14 protein-coding genes are annotated in these 20,973 nt (G+C 70.5%); 6 read left to right on the top strand and 8 right to left on the bottom strand.

Going from position 1 to position 20,973, the window contains the following annotated elements:
* The 3 genes from F4X11_00005 to F4X11_00015 all read right to left on the bottom strand — a co-directional run.
* On the bottom strand, positions 1–1,068 hold a 1,068-nt coding region (locus tag F4X11_00005), incomplete at its 3' end, for a DUF1552 domain-containing protein (GenBank protein ID MYN63408.1).
* Positions 1,065–3,548, bottom strand: coding sequence for a DUF1592 domain-containing protein (locus F4X11_00010; protein ID MYN63409.1), 2,484 nt, complete (start codon positions 3,546–3,548; stop codon positions 1,065–1,067). The genes F4X11_00010 and F4X11_00005, both read right to left, overlap by 4 nt.
* A gap of 71 nt (positions 3,549–3,619) precedes the next feature.
* A complete protein-coding gene (locus tag F4X11_00015; GenBank protein ID MYN63410.1) occupies positions 3,620–5,068 on the bottom strand; it encodes a hypothetical protein in 1,449 nt (482 codons plus the stop codon).
* Between the two features lie 84 nt (positions 5,069–5,152).
* Between F4X11_00015 and F4X11_00020 the strand changes: the two genes are divergently transcribed.
* Complete coding sequence (locus F4X11_00020; protein ID MYN63411.1) at positions 5,153–6,307, top strand: N(4)-(beta-N-acetylglucosaminyl)-L-asparaginase; 1,155 nt, start codon at positions 5,153–5,155, stop codon at positions 6,305–6,307.
* 63 nt (positions 6,308–6,370) lie between these two features.
* Here the strand turns inward: F4X11_00020 and F4X11_00025 are convergent, their stop codons facing one another.
* Positions 6,371–7,429 (bottom strand): hypothetical protein, encoded by a 1,059-nt coding sequence (locus F4X11_00025; protein MYN63412.1) that lies wholly within the window; start codon positions 7,427–7,429, stop codon positions 6,371–6,373.
* 147 nt (positions 7,430–7,576) lie between these two features.
* Here F4X11_00025 and F4X11_00030 point away from each other — a divergent pair, with 147 nt between their 5' ends.
* From F4X11_00030 to F4X11_00040, 3 genes are all read left to right on the top strand, one after another.
* Positions 7,577–8,770: a hypothetical protein gene (locus tag F4X11_00030; protein MYN63413.1), complete on the top strand. Its 1,194-nt coding sequence runs from the start codon at positions 7,577–7,579 to the stop codon at positions 8,768–8,770.
* A gap of 1 nt (position 8,771) precedes the next feature.
* The gene (locus F4X11_00035) at positions 8,772–10,499 is read left to right on the top strand and encodes a hypothetical protein (GenBank protein MYN63414.1); all 1,728 of its coding nucleotides are present in this window, start codon (positions 8,772–8,774) and stop codon (positions 10,497–10,499) included.
* 157 nt (positions 10,500–10,656) lie between these two features.
* A complete protein-coding gene (locus F4X11_00040) occupies positions 10,657–11,808 on the top strand; it encodes a fumarylacetoacetate hydrolase family protein (protein MYN63415.1) in 1,152 nt (383 codons plus the stop codon).
* A 149-nt stretch (positions 11,809–11,957) separates the two neighbouring features.
* Here F4X11_00040 and F4X11_00045 read toward each other — a convergent pair whose 3' ends face one another.
* A complete protein-coding gene (locus F4X11_00045) occupies positions 11,958–15,119 on the bottom strand; it encodes a hypothetical protein (GenBank protein ID MYN63416.1) in 3,162 nt (1,053 codons plus the stop codon).
* 168 nt (positions 15,120–15,287) lie between these two features.
* Entirely contained in the window at positions 15,288–16,796 is a 1,509-nt protein-coding gene (locus tag F4X11_00050) for a B12-binding domain-containing radical SAM protein (protein ID MYN63417.1), read from the bottom strand.
* 172 nt (positions 16,797–16,968) lie between these two features.
* On the opposite strand from F4X11_00050, the gene F4X11_00055 reads away from it, so the two are divergent.
* Positions 16,969–17,946: a hypothetical protein gene (locus F4X11_00055; protein ID MYN63418.1), complete on the top strand. Its 978-nt coding sequence runs from the start codon at positions 16,969–16,971 to the stop codon at positions 17,944–17,946.
* Positions 17,947–17,992: 46 nt separating this feature from the next.
* The gene (locus tag F4X11_00060) at positions 17,993–19,030 is read left to right on the top strand and encodes a hypothetical protein (protein MYN63419.1); all 1,038 of its coding nucleotides are present in this window, start codon (positions 17,993–17,995) and stop codon (positions 19,028–19,030) included.
* Positions 19,031–19,110: 80 nt separating this feature from the next.
* Here the strand turns inward: F4X11_00060 and F4X11_00065 are convergent, their stop codons facing one another.
* Together F4X11_00065 and F4X11_00070 are read right to left on the bottom strand one after the other, a co-directional pair.
* On the bottom strand, positions 19,111–19,722 hold the full coding sequence (locus F4X11_00065) for a methyltransferase domain-containing protein (GenBank protein ID MYN63420.1): 612 nt from the start codon (positions 19,720–19,722) through the stop codon (positions 19,111–19,113).
* Between the two features lie 85 nt (positions 19,723–19,807).
* Positions 19,808–20,956, bottom strand: a complete 1,149-nt coding sequence (locus F4X11_00070) for a hypothetical protein (GenBank protein MYN63421.1) — start codon at positions 20,954–20,956, stop codon at positions 19,808–19,810.
* Positions 20,957–20,973 lie beyond the last annotated feature (17 nt).

Genomic DNA, 20,973 nt, shown 5'->3' on the forward strand with positions numbered 1-20,973 from the left:
GAACAGCGACGTGTGGTACGCGTTGATCTTCCGCAGGGCGGCGATCTTCGTCTCGTCGCCCCCGTGGTGCGAGATGGGGTGGTGCGAGTCGGAGACGCCGATCTGCGGGTAGGTCGCACCGCTCTGCTCGCGGCCGATCTGGAAGGTGATGACGCGGGTGGTGTCGGTCTGCAGGGCCAGCGTCTGCATGTCGAACATCAGCCGCGCGTGCTCGTCGTAGCTGACCGGGATGCCGGCCGGCGAATCCACCAGCGGCAACTCCCGCCCGCGCGCCTCGGCGTTCTGGATGCGCCGCTCGATCTCGCGGACCGAGTCGACGTACTCGCCCAGCTTCAGGCGGTCGCGGTGTCCGAGGTCGCCTTCCAGGGCGTGCACCTTGTCGAGCACCGAGTCGATGATGCTGCCCTGCCGCTGCAGCCGGGCCTTGCGCACGGCCGGATCGGTGCTCTCGACGCTGCCGAAGAGGCGCTCGAAGACCACGCGCGGGTTCGACTCGACGGGCAGCGGCGTCGTCGGGCTGCTCCAGGCCAGCCGGTTCTGGTAGGCGCAACTGAAGCCGACGTCGCAGGTGCCGACGCCGTTGACGGTGTCGGTGCCCTCGAGGCCGAGCTCGAGTGACGGCAGCGGCGTCTCCTGGCCGACCTGCTGGGCCAGGATCTGGTCCATCGAGGTGCCGAGCTGCAGGCTCGCGCTGCTCGTCGTCCGGAGCGGCTCGATGCCGGTCATGAACGCCCCGGCCGGCTTGGCGTGGGCGCCGGAGCCGCCCGTCCGCGAGCTCGCGCCGGTATTGTCGAGGCCGCTCAGCACCAGCAGGTGCTTCCGGTGCGCCTCCAGCGGCTTCAGCGTCGGCGTGAACTCGAAGTCCGCTCCCTCGGCCGCCGGCGTCCACCCGGCCATGATGATGCCGTTCGGCACGTACACGGTGCCGAAGCGGGCGATCGGCTTGGCCGCGGTCTTCGACAGCGCGGTGAGCGCCGGCACCATCCCGTCGAGCAGCGGCAGCGCCAAGGTGGCGCCGATGCCGCGCAGCATGGTCCGGCGGGGAATGGCCTTCTTCGCAATCATCATGACTCTGACCTCCGCATGAGGAACGGTGTGCTCTTGACGACGGACGATACGAGGGTCGACCAGGTGAGATCGCCGGGCGTCGTCTGCCGGCTGATCTGCCGGACCACCGGCATGTCGTAGTGCTCCAGGGTGCGGCCGAGGGCATACGTCAGCAGCTTCTCGGTGACCGTCTCGACGAACTGGCCCTCGCGGTTCAGGATGACGTTCCGGAGCCCGGCCAAGCCGTGGACCTCGGTCCCGTCGATCAGCGTGCCGGACGCGTTGATCGGGATCCCGGTGTCGAAAGGCGTGTTGCCGCCGTTGGTGGCCCGCCAGCGGCCGATCGCGTCGTACTGCTCGAGGGCGAACCCGAGCGGGTCGATCGTGCTGTGGCAGCTCGCGCAGACGGCGTTGTTCCGATGCTGCTCCAGCCGCTCGCGGACCGAACGGGGCGCACTGCCCTCGCTGGCGGTCGGCAGGCTCGGCACGTCCGGCGGCGGCGGCGAGGGAGGCGTGCCCAGAACGTTCTCGAGCAGCCAGACCCCGCGCACGACCGGCGACGTGCGGTTGGCGTACGACGTGATCGTGAGCAGGCTGGCGTGGCCGAGGATGCCGCCGCGGGTGTCGTCGGGGTAGTCCACGCGGCGGAAGTGCACGCCGTGCACGTCGGGAATGCCGTAGTGGCGGGCCAGCCGCTCGTTGACGAAGGTGTAGTTCGCCCGCAGGGCGTTGACCACCGGGCGGTCCTCCCGCAGCTCGTTCTCCAGGAAGAGCTCGGTCTCCTGCCACATCGCCTCGCGCAGGTTCTCGTCGAACGCGGTGTAGGTGGCCGTGTCCGGTGTCGCGTTGCGCAGCTTGCGGAGCTGCAGCCACTGGCCCGCGAAGTTCTCGACCAGCGCCTTCGAGCGGGGGTCGGCCAGCATGCGCTCGATCTGCTCGTCGAGCACTTGCGGCTCGCTCAGCCGGCCCGCCGCCGCGAGGTCGAGCAGCTCGTCGTCGGGGATGCTGCTCCAGAGGAAGAAGGACAGGCGCGAGGCGAGCTCCAGGTCGGCCAGTCGGTACGGCGTGCCCGCGGGGACGCCCGCAGGATCGGTCTCGATGCGGAACAGGAACTCCGGGTCGACCAGGAGCCGCTCGACCGCGGCCTGGATGCCCACGTCGAAGCCTCCATCGGCGCGGCCGTCGCGGTAGAAGGGCAGCAACGTCTCGACGTCCGCGGCGGTCGCCGGCCGGCGATAGGCCTGCCGCGCCAACGTGGAGAGGATCGTGCGCGCGCAGCGCTCCTCCTCCGCGGCGCCGCCGGTCGGCTCGCAGACGAACAGGCGCTCCCGGCTCGGCAGCCCGGCCGCGCCGGTGGGGTTGTACGGGCCGATGATCTGGACCTCCGAGACGCCCGGGTTGCCCTCCTGGAACTCGTTCTGTCCATAGGAGTACGTCGAGCGGTCGAGCGGCAGGGGCAGGATCCCTTCCGGCAGTGCGGGGCGCCGGTGGAAGGAGAGTCCGACCTGGTGCCGGCCCGCGGAGACCGACGTGCGCACCTCCAGCCCCTCGTCGGCGTGCAGCGAGTACAGCTCCCACTCGGGGAAGGAGCTCGAGTCGTAGATGCTCTCGAACTTGCCGGCGTAGCCCATCGGCGGGCGCTGGCCCTGCTCCCAGTCGCGGCCGACGGTGAAGCCGCCGACCCGCTCGCCGTCCACGCGGACGTCGAGCTCGTGCGCCCTGCCGAGGCCGCGCACGTAGCCGTACTCCTGCTTCCGCAGGCTGAACCGGATGATGTACTCGCCGTCGACCGGAAAGTGGTGCTCGATGGCGACGCCGCCGCGCGACCCGAACGGCAGGTCGTCGCTGACGGGTCCGTCCTGGTCCACCGCGCCGTGGATGGGATAGACCTCGGACACGGCGCGCACGCTCGTATCGCCCACGACGAGCTGGCTGATGCGCCGCGCCGCGGCCAGATAGCGCTCGATCAGGGTCGGGGAGACGGAGAGGACCTCGGCGATGTTGTCGAAGCCCTCCTGCTCGTCGTCGGCCGGGAGCAGGGCGTTGACGTCGATCTCGAGGCCGAAGATGTCGCGGATGGCGTTGGCGTACTCCGCCCGGTTCAGGCGGTGTACGGCGGGCCGGCCGGGATCGGGACTCTCCAGGCCCGCCCGGTCGAGCTCGGCTTCCAGCCACTCGATGAACCCGTGGGTCGTCGCGGCGGCCGGGCGCGGCCGGCCGGCCGGCGGCATCGCGTTCGCGCGCAGCCGGCGGATCACGTGCTCCCAGGTGGCCGCGTTCGTCTCCACCTGCGAGACGTCCAGCGTGTCGAGGGCCAGCCCCGCGGTCAACGTGCGCCGGTTGTGGCAGGCCACGCAGTAGCGGTTGAGCAGGGCCCGCGCCTCGGCGGCGCCGGTCTCGGCTTCGTGCTGCGCGGCGGGCCGGGGCTCCGCGCGCAGGTCGAGCTGCGCGGCGCCGATGAGGGCCGCCATTCCCACGCCCGCGAGTATCCAGCGTGACATCGTTGCGCCTCCGTGAAGAGCCCCTCGTGTCCTGTCCGATCCGGGGCTCGGTTCCGTTCCCGCGGTTCGCGTCAATCCCGGCTCGCCAATCGCGCCAGATGCTGTTCCAGGAGATCGCGCGGCGTCGTGCCGTCCTCGGTCTCCCAGTCCAGATCGGCCCCGAGGCCGACCAGGTAGTCGACCACGCTCGTGAATCCGTACCGCGCCGCCGCGTGCAGGGCGGTCTCGCCCGCGCGGATCGTCTCGCGCATCGTCGCGTCGGCCCCCGCGTCGACGGCGGCCTTGACGGTTTCCAGCACGAGCTCTTCGTCGCTCCACTGGGCGATGACCAGTTCCGGCGCGATCAGCCGGCTGCGGCGGGTGGTGCTGCGGCTGAGTCCGTGGCCGACCGCCGCCATCAGTGCCGTCGTGCCGTCGTCCGTACGCGCGAGCGGGTCGGCGCCCGCCGCGGCGATCATCCGGGCGAGCTCCGGCTCCAGGTACTTGGCCGCCAGCAGGAACGGCGTGGCGCCCTTCTCGCGGAGCGTGAAGACGAACTCGTAGGTCCAGCGGGGCACCGGCGTGCTCCGCGTCAGGCGCGCGTTTGGGTCCGCGCCGCGGGCCAGCAGCATTCTCGCCAGGGAGTGGTCGGCGCGCAGGACCGCCGCGTGCAGCGCGGTGTAGCCTGCGCCGCCGGCGTTGGGATTGGCGCCGCGGGCCAGCAGGAACTCCGCGAGCCGGGGATGGCCGCTCATGCTCGCCAGCACCAGCGCGCTGTTGCCGTCCGCGCCGGTCTCGTCGACGTCGGCGCCCGCGTTCAGCAGGCGGCGGGCGGAGTCGACGTCGCCGTGGCGCGCCGCGAACAGCAGCGGGGTGAAGCCCCCGGCGTCGAAGTGGGTGGCCCCGGCCGGGCTGGTCGTGCTGCGCAGGCCCGTGCCCCGGAATTGCCGCCTCGTAATCGTGCGGGCGTCGATTGCCGCGCCGTGATCGAGCAGCACGCGCGTGACGTCGGGCTGGAGGTGGGCGGCGGCCCACATCAGGGCGGTCTGCCCGTTCTCCGGCTCGGTGGCGTCGATGTCGGCCCCGTGCTCGATCAGCGCCTCCACGGCCACCGGATCGCCCGTCGCCGTGCAGCGCATCAGCACCGTCTCGCCCGCCAGGAGCCCGCGGTCGGCGTCCGCGCCGGCGGCGAGCAGGCGCTGTACGATCCCGGTGTTGCGGCTGGCGCAGGCGACCCACAGCGGCGTGGCGCCGAGATCGTTGGCGGCGTCGACGTTCGCGCCGGATCCGATCAGCCGGTTCACGGTGGGGAGGTCGTTCCAGTGCGCCGCCCAGTGCAGCGCCGTCGCGCCGTCGCCCTGCCGGGTGTCGGCGTCGACGCCGCGGTCCAGGAGGATGCCGACCGTGGCCCAGTCCCGGTCCTTCGCCGCGTCGACGATCTGCCGGTCGGAGTTGCCCGCGGCCGGAGCCACCGCCCACGCGCTGCACAGGAGCCCCGCGGCGGCGAGCCGGACGCACTGCTGCCTGATTGTCACGAGCATCCGTCATGATAGCCTCGCGCGGAGCGTGATCCAACCGTTTTTCACCCGTCAATCGACATTTCCGCTCGGGGAGAGGAGCGTCGCATGGCAACCGGACTCGATCGCCGCCAGTTCGTGAAGTCCGCCACGGTCGGCCTGGTCGCCGCCGCGCCCGGTTCCGCCCTCGGCCGCGCCCCGGCGGTTCGGACGTCGCGCCGCGTCTCGCCGGTGGTCATCGCGTCGGGTAACGGCCACCGCCATACGAACGGTGGGACGGAGACGTGCGTGGAGACCGCGTTCCGCCTGATGACCTCCGGCGCGGACGTGCTCGATGCGCTGATCGCGGGTGTGAACATCGTCGAGCTCGATCCGGAGGACGCCAGCGTCGGCTACGGCGGGCGTCCCAACGCGGACGGCGTCGTGCAGCTCGATGCGTGCTGCATGCACGGTCCCAAGCGGCGGGCCGGCGGGGTCGCGGCGCTCGAAGGGGTGCGCACGCCGTCGAACGTGGCGCAGATGGTCGCCGACCTGACCGACCATCACCTGCTGGTCGGGGCCGGGGCGCAACGGTTCGCGCGCCAGATGGGGTTCACCGTCGAGGATGACCTGAACACGGACCGCTCGCGGCGCATGTGGCTGGAGTGGAAGCGCCGCACCGATCCCGGCCACTACCTGGATCCCGACCGCGGCGCCGGCGGTAACGAAGCCGGCGCCGACGCCGCGGCGCGCGGGCGCGAGGTCGACGACGTCATGCTGGCCGACGGGGTCATCACCGAAGAAGAGCTGTACGGCACCATCAACTGCGACGGTATCAACGCGGCGGGCGAGATCTGCGGGGTCACGACGACGAGCGGCCTGGCCTGGAAGATTCCCGGCCGCGTGGGCGACTCGCCGATCCTGGGCGCGGGCCTGTACGTGGACAACGCGGTGGGCGCGGCCGGCTCCACCGGCCGCGGCGAGGCCAATCTCTACAACCTGGCGTCGTTCCTCATCGTCGAGCGGATGCGGGAGGGCGCGCATCCGATGGATGCCGGGATGGAGGCGTTGCGCCGCGTGCAGTCCAACACGGTCGAGTCCCGCTTGTTGAACGCTCGTGGACTGCCCGCATTCGGCCTGACGTTCTACGTCCTGGACCGGCAGGGCCGCTATGCCGGCGTGTCCATGTACGCGAGCGAAACGAGCCGGTACGCCGTGTGCACCGAGAACGGCGCCGAGCTGCTGCCGCTGGAGCCGCTTCTCGACGGATCCGTGCGGGACTGAGGTGCGCAGATCCGGCCGCGGTCGCGCCCGCCGACCGCAGCCGGACAAGCGTTCCGGCGTCGGCTACGGACCTTCGCTGGCCGCGGCCTCGTCGGCGCGCGACCCGGTCAGCATGTTGAACATCCCGTAGTTGCCCTCGTGGCACGCGAACTCGTACATCGGCAGGGGCTGGCGCGCGTACGGCAGGGCGCCCGACCAGGGCCGTGTCCATGTCTCGGGATCGTCGATGGTGAACGTGTAGCCGAGCGTGTCGGGACCGGTGCGCGTGAAGCGCTCGGTCACCGTCGCGGCTTCGCTGAGCTTCCCCCGCGACAGCGAGTGCTCGGGGCGGCTCCAGCGCCGGATGAACGGCTCGCGCAGGTTGGTGGTCTCGACGATCAGGGTGTCGCCCTCCCAGCGGCCGCGCGAGCTGCCCGCGAACTGGCGGATGCCGGCCGGCAGGTGGGGCCGGTCGTCGAGGTAGATGACCCGCAGATCGTGGATGTGCTCCTGCAGGATCGCGATGTAGTCGGCTGTCTGGAAGAAATGGAAGTTGTTGTTGTATCCGGTCGGGATCGACGGGATCCCGCGGTACCAGAGGCAGCGCTCGCTCAGGCCCATGTCCTCCGGACCTTCGGCCGGCACGGTGCCGTTCTGCGCAGCGGCCAGGCGCACCGACTCCGGCGACGTAATGCGGGCGAGCGCCTCCGGGGTCAGCGGGGGCAGGCGCCCGTTCTCCGGATCGGTGATGATCGACGTGCGGTTGGTGCCGACCACCGACGTGTTCTGTTCCGTCCAGTAGCTGTTGTACGCCCCGACGTTGCCGCCGACCGGCAGCGGCTCGGTGCGCACCTCGCTCGGGGCGTTCTGGCTGTCCACGCGGGCCTGCGCCTGCTGCTCGATCTCGGCGACTTCCTCGGGGCTGAGAAACGCCTGCCCGGCCAGGTCCTCCGGGCGTTCCAACGGCGTGATCGTGCCGTTGTTCCAGATGGCGTTTATGTCCGGATGGCCCCAGGGGGTGCGCGGCGCCGTCCAGTCGGCGTCCGGCGACTGGGCCTGCGCCGCGACCGTCGCCGGCGCCAGGGTCACGAGTGCCAGCATGGTCACGAGCGCGGCCGAGAGCTTCACGGTTCGCTGGATCATCTCAACCTCCTTGCCGGTCCGGGGCGCTTGGCGACTCTGCTCCGGAGCCCGGCTTCGTGTCGCGAGGGTCTCTGCGCGGCAGGATACACCCGCTTGCGGTCGCGGGGCACTCGCGCGAAGGCCGCGATTTCGGACTAACCTTGACGCATGTCCACTCTCGCTCCCGCGGCGCCGACCTCGACGGTCGGGGTCGCCATGCCGGGCTCGTCGTCGCGCGCTGCGTCCGCGGTCGTACCCTGGCCCTTGTGGGCCGTCGCCTTCGCGTCCACGAGCGTCATCGTCGGCGTGATCTGGGACATCTCCTGGCACCGGTCCATCGGCCGCGACTCGTTCTGGACGCCCGCCCACATGGCGATCTATCTCGGCGGCGTCGTGGCCGGCTTGTCGTGCGGCTGGCTGGTGCTGCACACCACGTTCGCCGGCAGCGCACGCGAGCGGGCCGCCGCCGTCTCGTTCTGGGGCTTCCGCGGCCCGCTGGGCGCCTGGGTCTGCATCTGGGGCGCGCTGGCGATGGTCGTCTCGGCCCCGCTCGACGACTGGTGGCACAACGCGTACGGTCTCGACGTCGAGATACTGAGTCCGCCCCACATCGTGCTCGCATTCGGCATAAACGCGGTCGCCGTCGGTGCCATGCTGATGGCGCTGGCCCGCCAGAACGCCGCGCCGGCCGCCGGTCGCGTGCTGCAAATGCTGTTCGCGTACACCGGCGGTTTCCTGATCCTGCAGGCGGCGACGCTCTTCATGGAGTACATCGGGATTCCGAACCTGCAGCACGGAACGCGCTACTTCTTCACCAGCGCCGCGATCTTTCCCTTCCTGCTGGTGGGAATCGCACGCGGCGCCGCCTCGCGCTGGGGAGCCACCGCGGCGGCGGGCGTCTACATGGGCGTCACGATGCTCATGATCTGGATCCTGCAGCTCTTTCCGGCGCAGCCGATGCTGGCGCCCATCATGCGGCAGATCGATAACATGGTGCCGCCGTCGTTTCCGATCCTCCTGCTGGCGCCGGCTTTTGTAGTGGATCTCATCGTCAATCGCGTGCCCGCCGGGGCGGGCCGCCTGCGTTGGGGCGCAACCGCCGTCGGAGCCGGCATCGCCGCCATGCTCGCGCTGACTGCCGTGCAGTGGCCGTTCGCGGAGTTTCTGCTCGCCGAGCCGGCCCGCAACTTCTTCTTCGCCGCCGACCAGTTCGGCTACAGCCGCGCGCCGGGTGCCTACCAGTACGTGTTCTGGGGCCGCCCGATGACCGCGGCGGCCGCGGGCTGGACGGGGCTGATCGCCGCCGGGTCGGCCCTGTGCGGCCTCTGGATGGGCAACTGGATGGCGCGCGTGCGGAGGTAGCATGAGCGCCTCGCGCAGTGTTCTCGCGCCCGTGGACGGCAGTCGCCGGCTTGCCCGGAGCGGTGTCGCGCGCCGCACGGGCGCCGCAGTCCTGATCGTCACCGGCCTGATCGCGGCCGCCGGGTCGACCGCGTCGGCCCACGTCGGCACCTCGAACGCCTACTTCGACGGGGCCGCCGGCCCCTACCGCGTCCGCGTCATCGTTCGGACCCCCGGCGTGATCCCCGGCCTCGCGCAGGCTTCGGTCCGGGTCCTCGGCGGCGAGCGCGTGGAGCGCGTGACGCTCCGGCCGCTGCGATCCGACGTCGGGCTGGAAGGCGCGCCACCCCCGGACGTCGCCGGTCCCGTGCCCGGCGAGGCGGGCCTGTACAGCGGCGAGCTGTGGCTGATGACCGCCGGTTCGTACAGCGTGGAGGTCGGCGTGGCCGGGGCCGCCGGCGAGGGGACCGTCTTCGTGCCGGTGTTGGCGCTCGCCGAGCGGCGGCTCGCAATGAACCCGGCCTTCGGCGCGGCGCTGGTCGCGGCGGCGCTGTTTCTGTTCGTCGGCGCGGTCACGATCGTCGGCGCCGCGGTCCGCGACAGCGTGCTCGATCCCGGCAGGGAGCCGGACGCGGGCCGGCGCTGGCGCGCACGCTTCGCGATGGCCGCGTTCGCGCTGGTTCTCGGCGCCCTCCTCGGCGGCGGCTGGATCTGGTGGGATGCCGTGGACGCCGCGTACCGGAGCCGCCTGTACCGCCCCTGGAACACGACCGCGGCGGTGACGGAGGCCGGCGGAACGCGCATTCTGACGCTGGCGATCGACGACCCGGACTGGCGCGCCATCGAAGGCCTGCCCGATGCCGGACTGCTGCCGGACCACGGCAAGCTGATGCACCTGTTCCTGGTGCGAGCCGGAGATCTGGCGGCGTTCGCCCACGTCCACCCGGTGCGGGCCGGCTACGATTCGTTCAGGGTTCCGCTGCCGCCGCTGCCCGCAGGGGAGTACCGCATCTACGCGGACATCGTGCTCGAGAACGGCTTCGCGCCGACGCTGGTGGACACGGTGACTGTGGGGCCGCCCGGCGCTGCCGCGTTCGGAGCCTCGCCCGCGGCGGGAGGTTCGACCGAGCCGGACGGCGACCCGCCGTCGGCCGGTCCGCCGTCGGCCGATCCGGATCCGGACGATTCGTGGGCGGCGCTGCGGCCCCTCGGCGCGTCGCGCTCCGGAAGCTACGCGCTCCCGAGCGGGCGAACGGTCCGCTGGGAGGAGGACGGCCGGATCGGCGCCGACGATGAGATCACGCTGCGATTCTCCGTGGCCGAGCCGGACGGGTCGCCGTCGGCGCTGGCGCCCTACATGGGCATGCGCAGCCACGCCGCGGTCCTGCGGGACGACGGATCGGTGTTCGTGCACCTGCATCCGGCCGGCAGCATCAACCTCACCGCGCAGATGCGTTTCGCCGAAGCGGAGGGCGCAGCCGCCGGACGGGAGCCGGCCGGCGGGAACGATCGACCGGTGCGCGCCGACGGGCAGGCCGCCCGGGCGCTGGACGGCGGACGGCACGGAACCTCGCCGGGCGGAGTGCACGACGCCGGGGTTCAGGCCGCGTCCCCGCCGGCGAACGTGGTGACGTTTCCGTTCGTCTTTCCCGAGCCGGGCGCCTACCGCATCTTCGTGCAGGTGAAGATCGGAGCGGAGGTCGAAACGGCCGCCTTCGACGTGGAAGTCGGAGGAGCGCCGGCGTCTTGACAGCGGGTCGGGGCGGGAGTACAACCCCAAGGGTCTGCGCCGTCGGACGGGGCAGACTCTTGGCGAGGGTTGGTTGGGCGGGAAGCGGAGCCGCCAGGCGACGATTTCCGGGCTAGCTGCGCACTCACTGGTCACGCGATACCCACGAGGAGAATCCATGCGACGAATGCTTGTCCTGGCGGCGGTCATTGCACTGTTCGCCCCGATCGTCCCCACGGCCCAGGGGCCGGATATGGAAGTGGCCGAGTGGTTCAAGGTCGGCACCTTCGACATCCACGGCGTGCCCCACGTCGGGCTCGTCTTGCGCGACAGCCTGGTCATCGACATCGAGGTGGCCAACATGGCCCTCGAATCGGATCCCGCGTATCCCACGGTTCCGATGCCGAGGGACATGCTCGAGCTGATCGGGCGTTGGGACTACGGTCTCAAGTATCGGCTGTACGAGATCGTCAATCACGTGGTCGGAAACGACCTGCTCATGGGCGCCGGCCGGGCCGACTACATCTACGACGTGAGCGACCTCCGGACGCGGCCCCCGATCATGTATCCGGGCAAGATCCTCAACGCGGCGGTCAACTTCTACAGCCACGTCAACGAGGCCGGTTCCCCCGAGGAGCGCGCGGCCGAGCAGCGCCGCCGGCGCGAGGAGCGCGGCGTGCCGTACCTGTTCCTGAAGCCGAGCCGCGGCGCTGTCGTCGGCAACGGCGATTCCATCGTCATTCCTCACGGCCGCGACCGGACCGACTGGGAGGTCGAGCTCGGGGCGGTGATCGGACGCACCGCGAAGTACGTGTCGGCGAACGACGCGCAGGACTACGTGTTCGGCTACACAGTGTCGATCGACGTCTCCGACCGCGGCGGCCGGCCGCCGGGGGGCAACGCCACCCGCTCGGACTGGTTCGTGGGCAAGGGCCACGACAGCTTCGCGCCGCAGGGACCGTGGATCGCGCCGAAGGAGTTCTACGGCGACCCGATGGCGAACCTGCGGCAGACCCTCAGCGTCGGCGGCCAGACGCTGCAGGACGCGCGGGCCGGCGACATGATCCATTCGCTGTGGGAGATCATCGAGTACGCCTCGTCGATCATCACGCTCTATCCGGGTGACGTCATCAACAACGGGACGTCGGGCGGCACCGCGGCCGGCGCGGCCGAGACGCGCGGCGAAGAGGACCGCTATCTGAGACCGGGCGAGGTGGTCGAGGCGAGCATCGATGGTATCGGCACCCTGCGGATGCCTGTAGTCGCCGGCGAGGAGCCGACGGGGCTCACCGGCGCGCAGCTTCCCCCGGTCAGCAGCTATCGCGACTGACGTTTTCGTAGTTCGTAGCGGGGGTCCGCCGGCCGACGCCGGCGGGTCTCCGCGCTCCCCTGTTTCTTCCTGTCCTCGAACCGGGCGGTCCGCAAGGTGAACGTCGGTCAGGCTTGCGTCAGCCGAGCAGCCGGACGGCGGTCCCCGCTTCAGAAGCGGAACAGCCGGTTGAACTTGATCACGAACGCGCGGTTCCGCAGCTCCGGCCAGCGCCTGGCGCCGAACGAGAAATCCGCCACGTCGCGCTGGTCGTTGTAGACGACGAACAGCTCGCTGCCCGGCTGGTACTCCCACCGCAGCCGGAGATTGGCGCTGATGGTGTCGCTGACCGGGCTGTACTGAACGAGCCCGCCGAAGAACATCCGGGGCGTGAACGTATAGGTGACGCGGCTCGTGACCAGCGGCACGGTGTACGTCCCTTCGACCGGCAGCGAGATGTGGTTGACCGACAGGCCCGGCTCCAGCGAGAACTGGGGCGTGATCTCCACGCGGCCCCGCTGGTAGCCGACCGCGTTGATCTTGCCGTGGTAGTAGTCCCCGCTCCATAGCGACAGCGTGCCCGACACCCGCCGCTGCTGTCCCATGGCGTAGGAGAGGAAGATGCTCTGGTAGTCGTACTCGCCGACCGGGATGGGGACGACGCCGGCCGCGTTGAACTCCTGCGGTACGAAGTCGTAGCGGCGCTCGTAGTTGGCGCTGAACCGGTCGCTGTTCTCGAGCTCGACGCCGAAGATGCCCTGGGCGATCCGCGTCTCGGTGATGCCCGCGCCGTTCTCGAAATAGTCGTAGCTGCCTTCCCAGGTGAACTGCCGCACCAAGTCCATGGACGGCCGCGGGCTGTAGCGGGCCAGCACGTAGTTGCGCAGGAAGTCGTCGCGGCGCACGAACCCGACCTCCGGGTTGAAGGCGTCGCCGACCACCAGGTGCTCGGCCTGCAGTCCGTAGAGGTCGCCGGCGTAGGCGAACGCCGCCTGGTAGCTCTGCTCGTTCCCCTGGGCGTCGGAGTCGAGCTCGAGCCCGCGTGTCCGCGTGCGGGCGTAGTAGCCGTAGAAGTTGACGTTGTCGTAGAACGAGAAGGCGGCGTCGAGGCCCAGGGCCTCGTTGGTGTCGTTGCCGCTCACCGAGACCGACCTGCCGGTGAAGATGCCGCCGATGCGGCTCCGCCGTAGGATGTCCCGCTTCACGCGCAGGGCCGTGAAGTTGGTCCCGAGCGCTCCGCCGGACGTGTCGTCGGTCTGGATGTTCAGCGCGCCGATGGAGTAGCGGCCGGCCTTGCCGGTCAGTCGCGCCCCGCCGAGAATCGGCACGGTCTCGCCGCCGGTCAGGCCGATGCGGCGGCTGTAGAAGACCTGCGGCACGTCGCCGCCGCCGAAGAAACCCGATCCGCCCAGCCGGGAGGCGCGGAACTGACCGCCCGCGTTGCCGGCCGCGCGTCCGAAGTCGAAGATGCCCCGGCCTTCCAGGAAGAACTCCCGCTTCTCGGGGAAGAACAGGTTGAACCGCGACAGGTTGAGCTGCGCCTCGTCGGCCTCCACTTGCGCGAAGTCGGTGTTGTAGGTGAAGTCGGCGGTCAGGTTCTGCGTGAGGCCGTACTTGACGTCGAGGCCGCCGTCGCCGGCGCCCTCGTTCAGTATCTGCGGCGTGGAGGTCAGATTGCTGTTGATCGACCCGATGGCGTACGGCTTGATCTCGAACCGGCGGTTGCCGGTCGGCACCTCGACGCCGACGAGGGTGCCCGCGGCCGACAGGCGGAACATGCCGGGGCCGGCGGAGATGGGGACGGTCGTCAGATAGGTGGTCTCGTTCTTGTAGCGGATGCGGCGTCCGAGCTGCAGGCCCCAAACCTGGTTCTGGCCCGACTGGAACCGGAGCGACTTGAACGGGATCTCCATCTCCACGGTCCAGCCTCCGTCGAAGCGGCCCGTGCTCGAGTTCCAGATCGGATTCCAGTCGTTGTTGGGGTTGCCCTCGTCGGTGATCTCGTAGTCGAAGAAGCCGCCGATGGGCGTGATCATGAACGCGAAACCGTTGCGCCGGTCGTAGAACGTGTCGATGCCGACGCTGAAGTAGTCGTTGTTGATGATCTGGAACGAGTCGCGCTGCATCTCGTTGGCGATCCACTGCGACTCGGGGACGGACGACCAGAGCCTCGCGGCCACGTAGACGGCGTCGTCGTTGAAGAAGATCCATGCCTCGGTGCGTTCCGTCGTCGGTGCGCCTTCGATCGGCAACTGCTGCACGAAGCCTTCGATGGAGGGGACCGTCTCGTAGATCCCGTCGTCGAGCACGCCGTCCACGCGCAACGGGGCGTCGAGGCGGACGGCCCGGACCGTGGCGCGGCCCGCGGCATCGCGCGCGACGATCTGCGGGGCGAGGGGAGGAGGCGGACCGTCGATGATGACGCCGGAACCTGCTGTGGCGGAGCTGAAGCCGGCCGGTTGCTCCGCCGGTTCGGAGCGGGGCGGTGCGCCCGTCTCGGGCCCGGGACCGCCGGGGCGTCCGGCCATGGGGCCGCCCGAACCGGGGCGTCCGGTCATGGGGCCGCCGGGTGGACGTCCGGGACGACCGGTCATGGGGCCGCCGGGCGGCCGTCCGGGACGACCGGTCATGGGGCCGGGCCTGCCGGGTGGACGTCCGGGACGACCGGTCATGGGGCCGGGCCTGCGTTCCGGGATTCCGGTCAGCGAGCCGGGGCCCGGGCGCGGCGCCTCCGTGGGCTCGGCTGCGGGAACTGGAGGTTGCGTTCTCACGGACGGCGCCGTCGCGGGTCGAGCCGCCGCGAGCATCGAGCCCGACGCCAGCATCCGGCGCACCTGCGCAGCGACCTGGTCCTGCACGTCGAACAGCTCATCGAATGCACCGTCGACCGTCACCGCGTCGAGCACGGCGGCCGTCGCGGCGTCGAACACGCGCGCCGTGATGCGGAGTCGGTCGCCCATCCTCTGATAGGCGCCGGTCACGAGCCAGGAGACCCCCAGGATCCGGCCCGTCTCGACGATGGCGTCCGGCGCACCCAAGCCCACCTCCGTCGCCCGAGGCACGGACGCCGTCTCGGTGCGGGTCGCGCCGACGCCCGCGCGGTTCAGGTCGGCCGCGAGGCTTTCGGCGATGCCGGTCCCGATCCAGTCGTCCGCCGAATCGCCGGAGATGTTGATGAAGGACAGGATCGCCGCCGTTCCGTCCGCGGCCGTTGCTTGCCGCGGCGGTTGCGCGAGCGCTCGCGAGCCGCTCGACAACGCCGGCTCGACGGCAACGAGGGCCAGCGTCGAAAGTGCGACCGTCAGAGTCGCACGCTGCAGGGCGGCAGTCATAGGCTCTTACCTCACCGGGCGCCACCTGACGTCTCGACCACGTTCCGGATCGCCGCGGCGCCTTCGGAGACGATACCGCCGCCGTTCCCGTTTACATTGATCCAGGTGGCGGTTTGCACGGACGACGCCCGGCGCGCCTCTGTCGCACCGTTCCTGCGGCGCAGACTCCTAGCGCACGGGCACCTGCAGCTCCGGCATCGGTGCGGCGGAGAACAGGCGCTTGAGCGGAATGGCGAGCCACCGCGCCCAGGCGGCGGAGCGCGAAACCCGGGCGCTGTCGGTGGCGATGCCGGTGTTGCCGTACATCTGGCGGTACAGCTTCGACACCAGCATGAACGCCAGGCGGTAGCGGATGGAGCGGACGCAGCGCGAGCGGCGCCAGACCTTGCCGAGGGAGTAGAAGCGATCCCACGCGCGCTGGGTGCCGGTCCGAATCTCCTCGGCCGTCATCGCCGGGTGCGGCGAGAAGATCTTCGGCCGCTTGATCGGCGGAATCAGCCAGTAACGGCTGACCGGCACGCCGTCCACGTCGGGCAGCTCGGCCGCTTCGTTCTTCTCCCACTTCAGGAAGTCGACCGTGCCCGGGAAAGGCGTCAGGGTCAGGAACTGCGCGAAGTCGATGTCCGCGGCATGGGCGAGCGCGGCTGTCGCCTCGAAGCTGTCCGGCCGGTCGCTGGGCAGACCGAAGATGAACGATCCCAGCACGTGCACGCCGTGCTCGCGGAACCGCTGGAGCTGGTTCACCAGGGCGTCGCCGGCCAGGTTGAAGCCCTTGTAGACGTCCTTCAGGCCTTCCTCGGTGACCGCCTCGACACCGATCAGGGCGCCGCGGATGCGCGCGTTGCGCATGGCGTCGAGAAACGCCGGGTCCTCGGCCGCCTCCATCGTGATCTGCGTGAAGAAGACCGTGTCCCGGGGCAGCTTCGCGAGCCGTTCCATCAGCTCGAAGCGTTCCTCGCGCAACGCCTCCAGCTCGTGCAGCCGCGAGGGATCCTCCCGGCGGCGGGCCATCGCCAGATCCTCGAGCGTCACCGGATAGAAGTTGTCGTCGGCCAGCGCGATGAAGCGGAAGCCCATCCGGCGCAACTGAACGATCTCTTCCAGCACGGCGTCGACGGTCCGCTGGCGGGGCTCCTGACCGTCGGTCCGCCAGACGGAGCAGAAGGAGCAGTGCTTCGGGCAACCGCGTACGGTCTGCACCGATGCCCACATGTAGCGATCACGCGGCATCAGGTCCCAGCGCGCCTTCTGCAGCGAGGCGCCGGGGACCCGGCCGCCCTCGTAGATCCGCTCCTGCCGCCCGGCCGCGACGTCGTCGAGCACCTGCGGCCAGATCCCGTCGCCGTCGCCCTTCACCGCCGCGTGCGCGGCGCCCCGTTCGAGCGCCTCCTCCGGATAGAGCGTTGCGTGGATGCCGCCGTAGACGACGTACGCTCCCCGCTCGCGACACAGCCGGCCCACTTCGTAGCCGCGCAACGCGTTGCCGGTGTGAATGCCGATGCCGACGATGTCGCCGGCCTGGATCGTCTCCGGGTCGAGCGGCTCGAGGGTCTCGTCGACGATGTTCGGGTCGCCCCACTTGCGCGGCGTCGCATGGGCCAGAACGTACAGCCAGCGCGGCGTGATGACCGCGAGTCCGAACGCGATGTGACTGGGGTTGATCAAGTGGATGCGCATGAACGCCTGACCTCCGAGTTCGTCTGCCGTACAGACGGAACCGAACAATACTACAGCAGGCGGGTTTCTGGGGCGGCGCTTGCGCGGGACGCTCGACTGGGCGATCATGCAAGAACCAGCCCGGTCCCACGAAGGACCGGCCCGGTCCCGCTCGAACCTGGAGGATGTCCACATGAGAGGCCCTGTTCTCGCGTTCGCCGTGCTGGCGGTGGTGGCGGGCGGAAGCCCGCATAAGGCCGCGGCCCAGAGCGTCGCGCCGGACGAGCCGCCGGCAGCCCCCCGGACGCCCTGGGGGGATCCCGATCTGCAGGGCGTGTGGAACCACGGCACGATCACGCCGCTGGAACGACCGGCGGAGTACGCCGGCCGCGAGCGGCTGACGGACGAGGAAATCGCGGCGGCCAACCTCGCCTCCGAGACGCGGGCCACCTCGGAACGGCGAAGCGAGCTGACTCGGGAGCAGGACGTCGCCCTCGCCTACAACCAGTTCTGGTGGGACCGCGGCATCTCGATCGGCCGCACGTCGCTCATCACCGATCCGCCGGACGGACGGCTGCCCGCGCGCACACGGGAACGCCGGGAGTACGAGGCGACTCCCGAAGCGCAGCGGCTGGCCGCGGCCAAGCGGGGGCGCGTGCCGGCGCACGGGCCGGAGGACATGGATCTGGGCGACCGCTGTCTGGTCTACCGCCACGTGCCGATCACGTCGAGCGGCTACAACAACCACGTTCATATCCTGCAGTCGCCCGGCTACGTCGCCATCTTCCAGGAGCAGATCCACGACTTCCGCATCATCCCGGTCTTCGAGCAGCCCGCGCTGCCCGACCAGGTCCGGCTCTGGCTGGGGGTGTCGCGCGGCCACTGGGAGGGCGACACGCTGGTCGTCGAGACCGGAAACTTCCACGCGCAGACCGACTATCTGGGTTCGGGCCCGAACCGCCGCGTCGTCGAGCGGTTCAGCCGGCGCGGTGCGGACGCCATCGAGTACTCGTTCACGGTGACCGATCCGAGCGTCTGGACGCGTCCGTGGAGCGGGATGGTGCCGTGGCGTCCCGCCGAGGGTCCGACGTTCGAGTACGCCTGTCACGAGGGCAACTACGGCATGACCAATCTCCTCACGTCGTCGCGGGCGGTCGAGGCCCGCCACTGAGGAGTACGAAGACCATCGTAGAACGAGAAAAGCCAAGGAGGTCTACATGACGGTTCGTGGTTTCGCGGCGGTTCTGGCCCTGCTCACGCTGGCGGCGGGTGCATCCGCGCCGGCCGTGGCTCAGGAGGAGTTCGAGCCGCCGCGTCTCGCGGACGGCAGGCCCGACCTGCAAGGCGTGTGGGATTTCCGCACCCTGACGCCGCTGCAGAGGCCCGAGGAGCAGGAGAGCGCGGTGCTGACGGCCGAGGAAGCGGCCGAGATCGAAGCGCGGTCCGCCGAGCGCAGCGCCGAGTTGAACGCGCCGACCGAGCGCAGCGGCGAGTTGCTGCCGGTGGGCGGCAACGTCGGCGGCTACAACCACTACTGGGTCGATCAGGGCGCCAGCGTCGTCGATGACCAGCGGACGTCCCTCATCGTCGATCCGCCGGACGGCCGCGTGCCGCCGCTGCAGCCCGGGTTCGAGTTGATCGAGCTGTCGCTCGGCGAGGATCGGCCGGGGACGCGCCCGGTTCGCGTTCGGGCCGCCGGCATCGGTGCCGACAGCTACGAGGACCGCGGGCTGGCCGAGCGCTGCCTGCTCGGGTTCAACTCCGGCCCACCCATCGTGCCGGCCGGCTACAACCAGAACCTGCAGATCTTCCAGACGCCCGACCACGTCGTCATCCTGCACGAGATGGTGCACGACGCGCGCATCGTCCCGCTCGACGGACGCGACCACCTGCCGGGGAGCGTCCGGCAGTGGATGGGCGACTCCCGCGGCTACTGGGACGGCGACACGCTGGTCGTCGAGTCGATCAACTTCACCGACAAGGTGGCCAGCTTCAACCCGTCGGTGGCCACGGCGGCCGGCGACGGCTCGACGCTGCATCTGACGGAGCGCTTCACGCGGGTTGCCGGCGACACGCTGCTCTACGAGTTCACGGTCAACGATCCGACCACCTTCACGCGGCCCTTCACGGCGGCGCTGCCGATGAAGCTCGGCGAGGGGATGTACGAGTACGCCTGCCACGAGGGCAACTACGGGCTGTTCAACATCCTGTCGGGCGCCCGCGCGGCGGAGCGTGACGCCGCGTCGCAGCAGTAGGCGATTTCAGGGGGCGGGCCGGCGGCGTTGTCGTCGGCCCCTTTCCGCCGCCGAGCTCGCACGTCCCGCCCGCGGGTCCTTCACGAATGCGAGGGTGGGCGAACGTCCGGCCGCCTGGCCACTATCTCGGCAACGCCGGGCTCACCGCCGGCCGCGACCCGCGCGGTTCGCTCCGCGGCGTGGAGCACGTTCCACCGCCATCCCCTGACCATCCGCTCCAGCTCTCCCGGCCGCAGCACGTAGCCGTGCCCGCGCTGTCCGTCCGGCGCAGGCAGATGCAGCGCCGCCACGAACAGCCCGCCCGGACGAACCCCGCCGCGGATCGCCGCGAACAGCGGACGGTGCAGGAAGTAGCAGTCGACGATCAGGTCGTAGGCCGCCGGCTCGATAGTGAACTCCGGCGGGTCCGCTTCCAGGTCGGCGACGTGCGGCGCGATCCGCTCGCGGCAGCCGGCCCGCTCCGCGTTCGCGAGCAGCAGGGCGACGGCTGCATCCGAGCCGTCCACCGCAGCGACCCGCCACCCGCGTGACCCCAGCCAGACGGCGTGCCGGCCGGCGCCGCACGCCAGGTCCAGCGCCCGGCCCGGCGGCACGCCCGCCACCGCGTCGGGCAGGGGCGGCGACGGCTCCGGCAGCGCGCCCGGTTCGCGGTCGGCGTAACGCGCGTTCCACTTGGCGATCTGCGGGTTCATGGATCTGTGCGCGTCGAGCGGGCCGAGGGCCGGGCCACGGGCTGCAACCTGTCGCGCGGGTTGCAAACCTGTTGCGCGTGCTCTTCTACGGATGAATGCCCCAGACGAGCTCGGCAAGGAATCCGGCCGGAATCCCCACGACGAGCAGGGCCAGGCTGACCAGCAGGAACCGCGAATAGATCGGGACTCTCAGCGCGCGGTGGCTGAGCGGCACGGCCACCGTCTCGCGTTCGTCTATGGCTCGGTAGGCCTGCTGCAGGCCGTCCTCGGTCGACACGTCGAAGTAGTCGCCTCCGTAGTCGCGAATGGTCTCGATGAGCGACGGCGTCTCCATGCCCTCGATCGGCGCGCGGCCGCGGTCCGTGTTGATGTAGATGATGTACGGGACGACGTTGCGCGCGGCCAGCGCCGCGAGCTCCGCCTCCGGGATCTCGTCGACGTCGGCGTCCGTGATGATGAGCAGCGCGCGGTTGCGGTTCGCGCCGCGGTTGACGACCGCGGCGTCGATGTCGAAGTGCCGCACGATGGACCGGAGCGCCCCCGTGATGTTGGTCGTGCCCTCCGAATCGATGATGCTGACCCTATCCTCGGGCACGAAGAACCGGTCGCGCCGCGTGCCCGGTTCGGGGGCGAGGATCTTGACGGTGACGTACGGCGCGCCCAGCACCTGGAAGTAGTACAGCTCGTCGTCGAGGACGAAGTCGTCGACCATGTAGGGATACGACGAGAAGAGCCAGAGCGAGACCCGGTCGTTCTTCTCGCGCCGCATCCGCAGGAACTCGAGGTGCGCTTCGCGGGCCACCTCGGCGCGCGACCGTTCGGTGTTGTTGAACTCCCAGGCCATCGACAGCGACGTGTCGACCAGATCGATCCGCACCCGCGACTCGACGTTCCCGGTGATCTGCTCGGTGGACGTGAGGAACGGGTCGGAGAGCGCGACGACGCCCATCGCGACGGCCAGTCCCAGGATGATCTTGGGGAGGGCGTAGCAGGCGCGCCCGAAGATGCCGCGCTGGTAGCGGAGCGGCACGTCGTGGCCGGAGTGCTGCCGCGCGTGCCGCCGCCGCAGCAGAATCAGGCGAACGGCGGTGAGCAGGGCGGCGGCGCCGAGGACGAGGGCGGCCAGGGTCGCGGTGCCCGCGTCGCCGTAGCGCACCTGCGCGAAGTCCGTCTCGATCAGCGCCAGGAGCTGCGCATCCAGAAACTCCGTGAACGCCGTCCAGTCCGGGAGCACCGCTGTATCATACAGAG

It is taken from the genome of Acidobacteriota bacterium (assembly GCA_009861545.1).
Classification (GTDB): domain Bacteria; phylum Acidobacteriota; class Vicinamibacteria; order Vicinamibacterales; family UBA8438; genus WTFV01.

Excerpts from the sequence above, each read along its gene's own strand:
- F4X11_00025 (MYN63412.1), bottom strand. The coding sequence starts at position 7,429 with ATGATCCAGCGAACCGTGAAGCTCTCGGCCGCGCTCGTGACCATGCTG.
- F4X11_00050 (MYN63417.1), bottom strand. The coding sequence starts at position 16,796 with ATGCGCATCCACTTGATCAACCCCAGTCACATCGCGTTCGGACTCGCG.
- F4X11_00035 (MYN63414.1), top strand. The coding sequence starts at position 8,772 with ATGAGCGCCTCGCGCAGTGTTCTCGCGCCCGTGGACGGCAGTCGCCGG.
- F4X11_00015 (MYN63410.1), bottom strand. The coding sequence starts at position 5,068 with ATGCTCGTGACAATCAGGCAGCAGTGCGTCCGGCTCGCCGCCGCGGGG.
- F4X11_00010 (MYN63409.1), bottom strand. The coding sequence starts at position 3,548 with ATGTCACGCTGGATACTCGCGGGCGTGGGAATGGCGGCCCTCATCGGC.
- F4X11_00065 (MYN63420.1), bottom strand. The coding sequence starts at position 19,722 with ATGAACCCGCAGATCGCCAAGTGGAACGCGCGTTACGCCGACCGCGAA.
- F4X11_00055 (MYN63418.1), top strand. The coding sequence starts at position 16,969 with ATGAGAGGCCCTGTTCTCGCGTTCGCCGTGCTGGCGGTGGTGGCGGGC.
- F4X11_00040 (MYN63415.1), top strand. The coding sequence starts at position 10,657 with ATGCGACGAATGCTTGTCCTGGCGGCGGTCATTGCACTGTTCGCCCCG.
- F4X11_00060 (MYN63419.1), top strand. The coding sequence starts at position 17,993 with ATGACGGTTCGTGGTTTCGCGGCGGTTCTGGCCCTGCTCACGCTGGCG.
- F4X11_00020 (MYN63411.1), top strand. The coding sequence starts at position 5,153 with ATGGCAACCGGACTCGATCGCCGCCAGTTCGTGAAGTCCGCCACGGTC.
- F4X11_00045 (MYN63416.1), bottom strand. The coding sequence starts at position 15,119 with ATGACTGCCGCCCTGCAGCGTGCGACTCTGACGGTCGCACTTTCGACG.
- F4X11_00030 (MYN63413.1), top strand. The coding sequence starts at position 7,577 with ATGTCCACTCTCGCTCCCGCGGCGCCGACCTCGACGGTCGGGGTCGCC.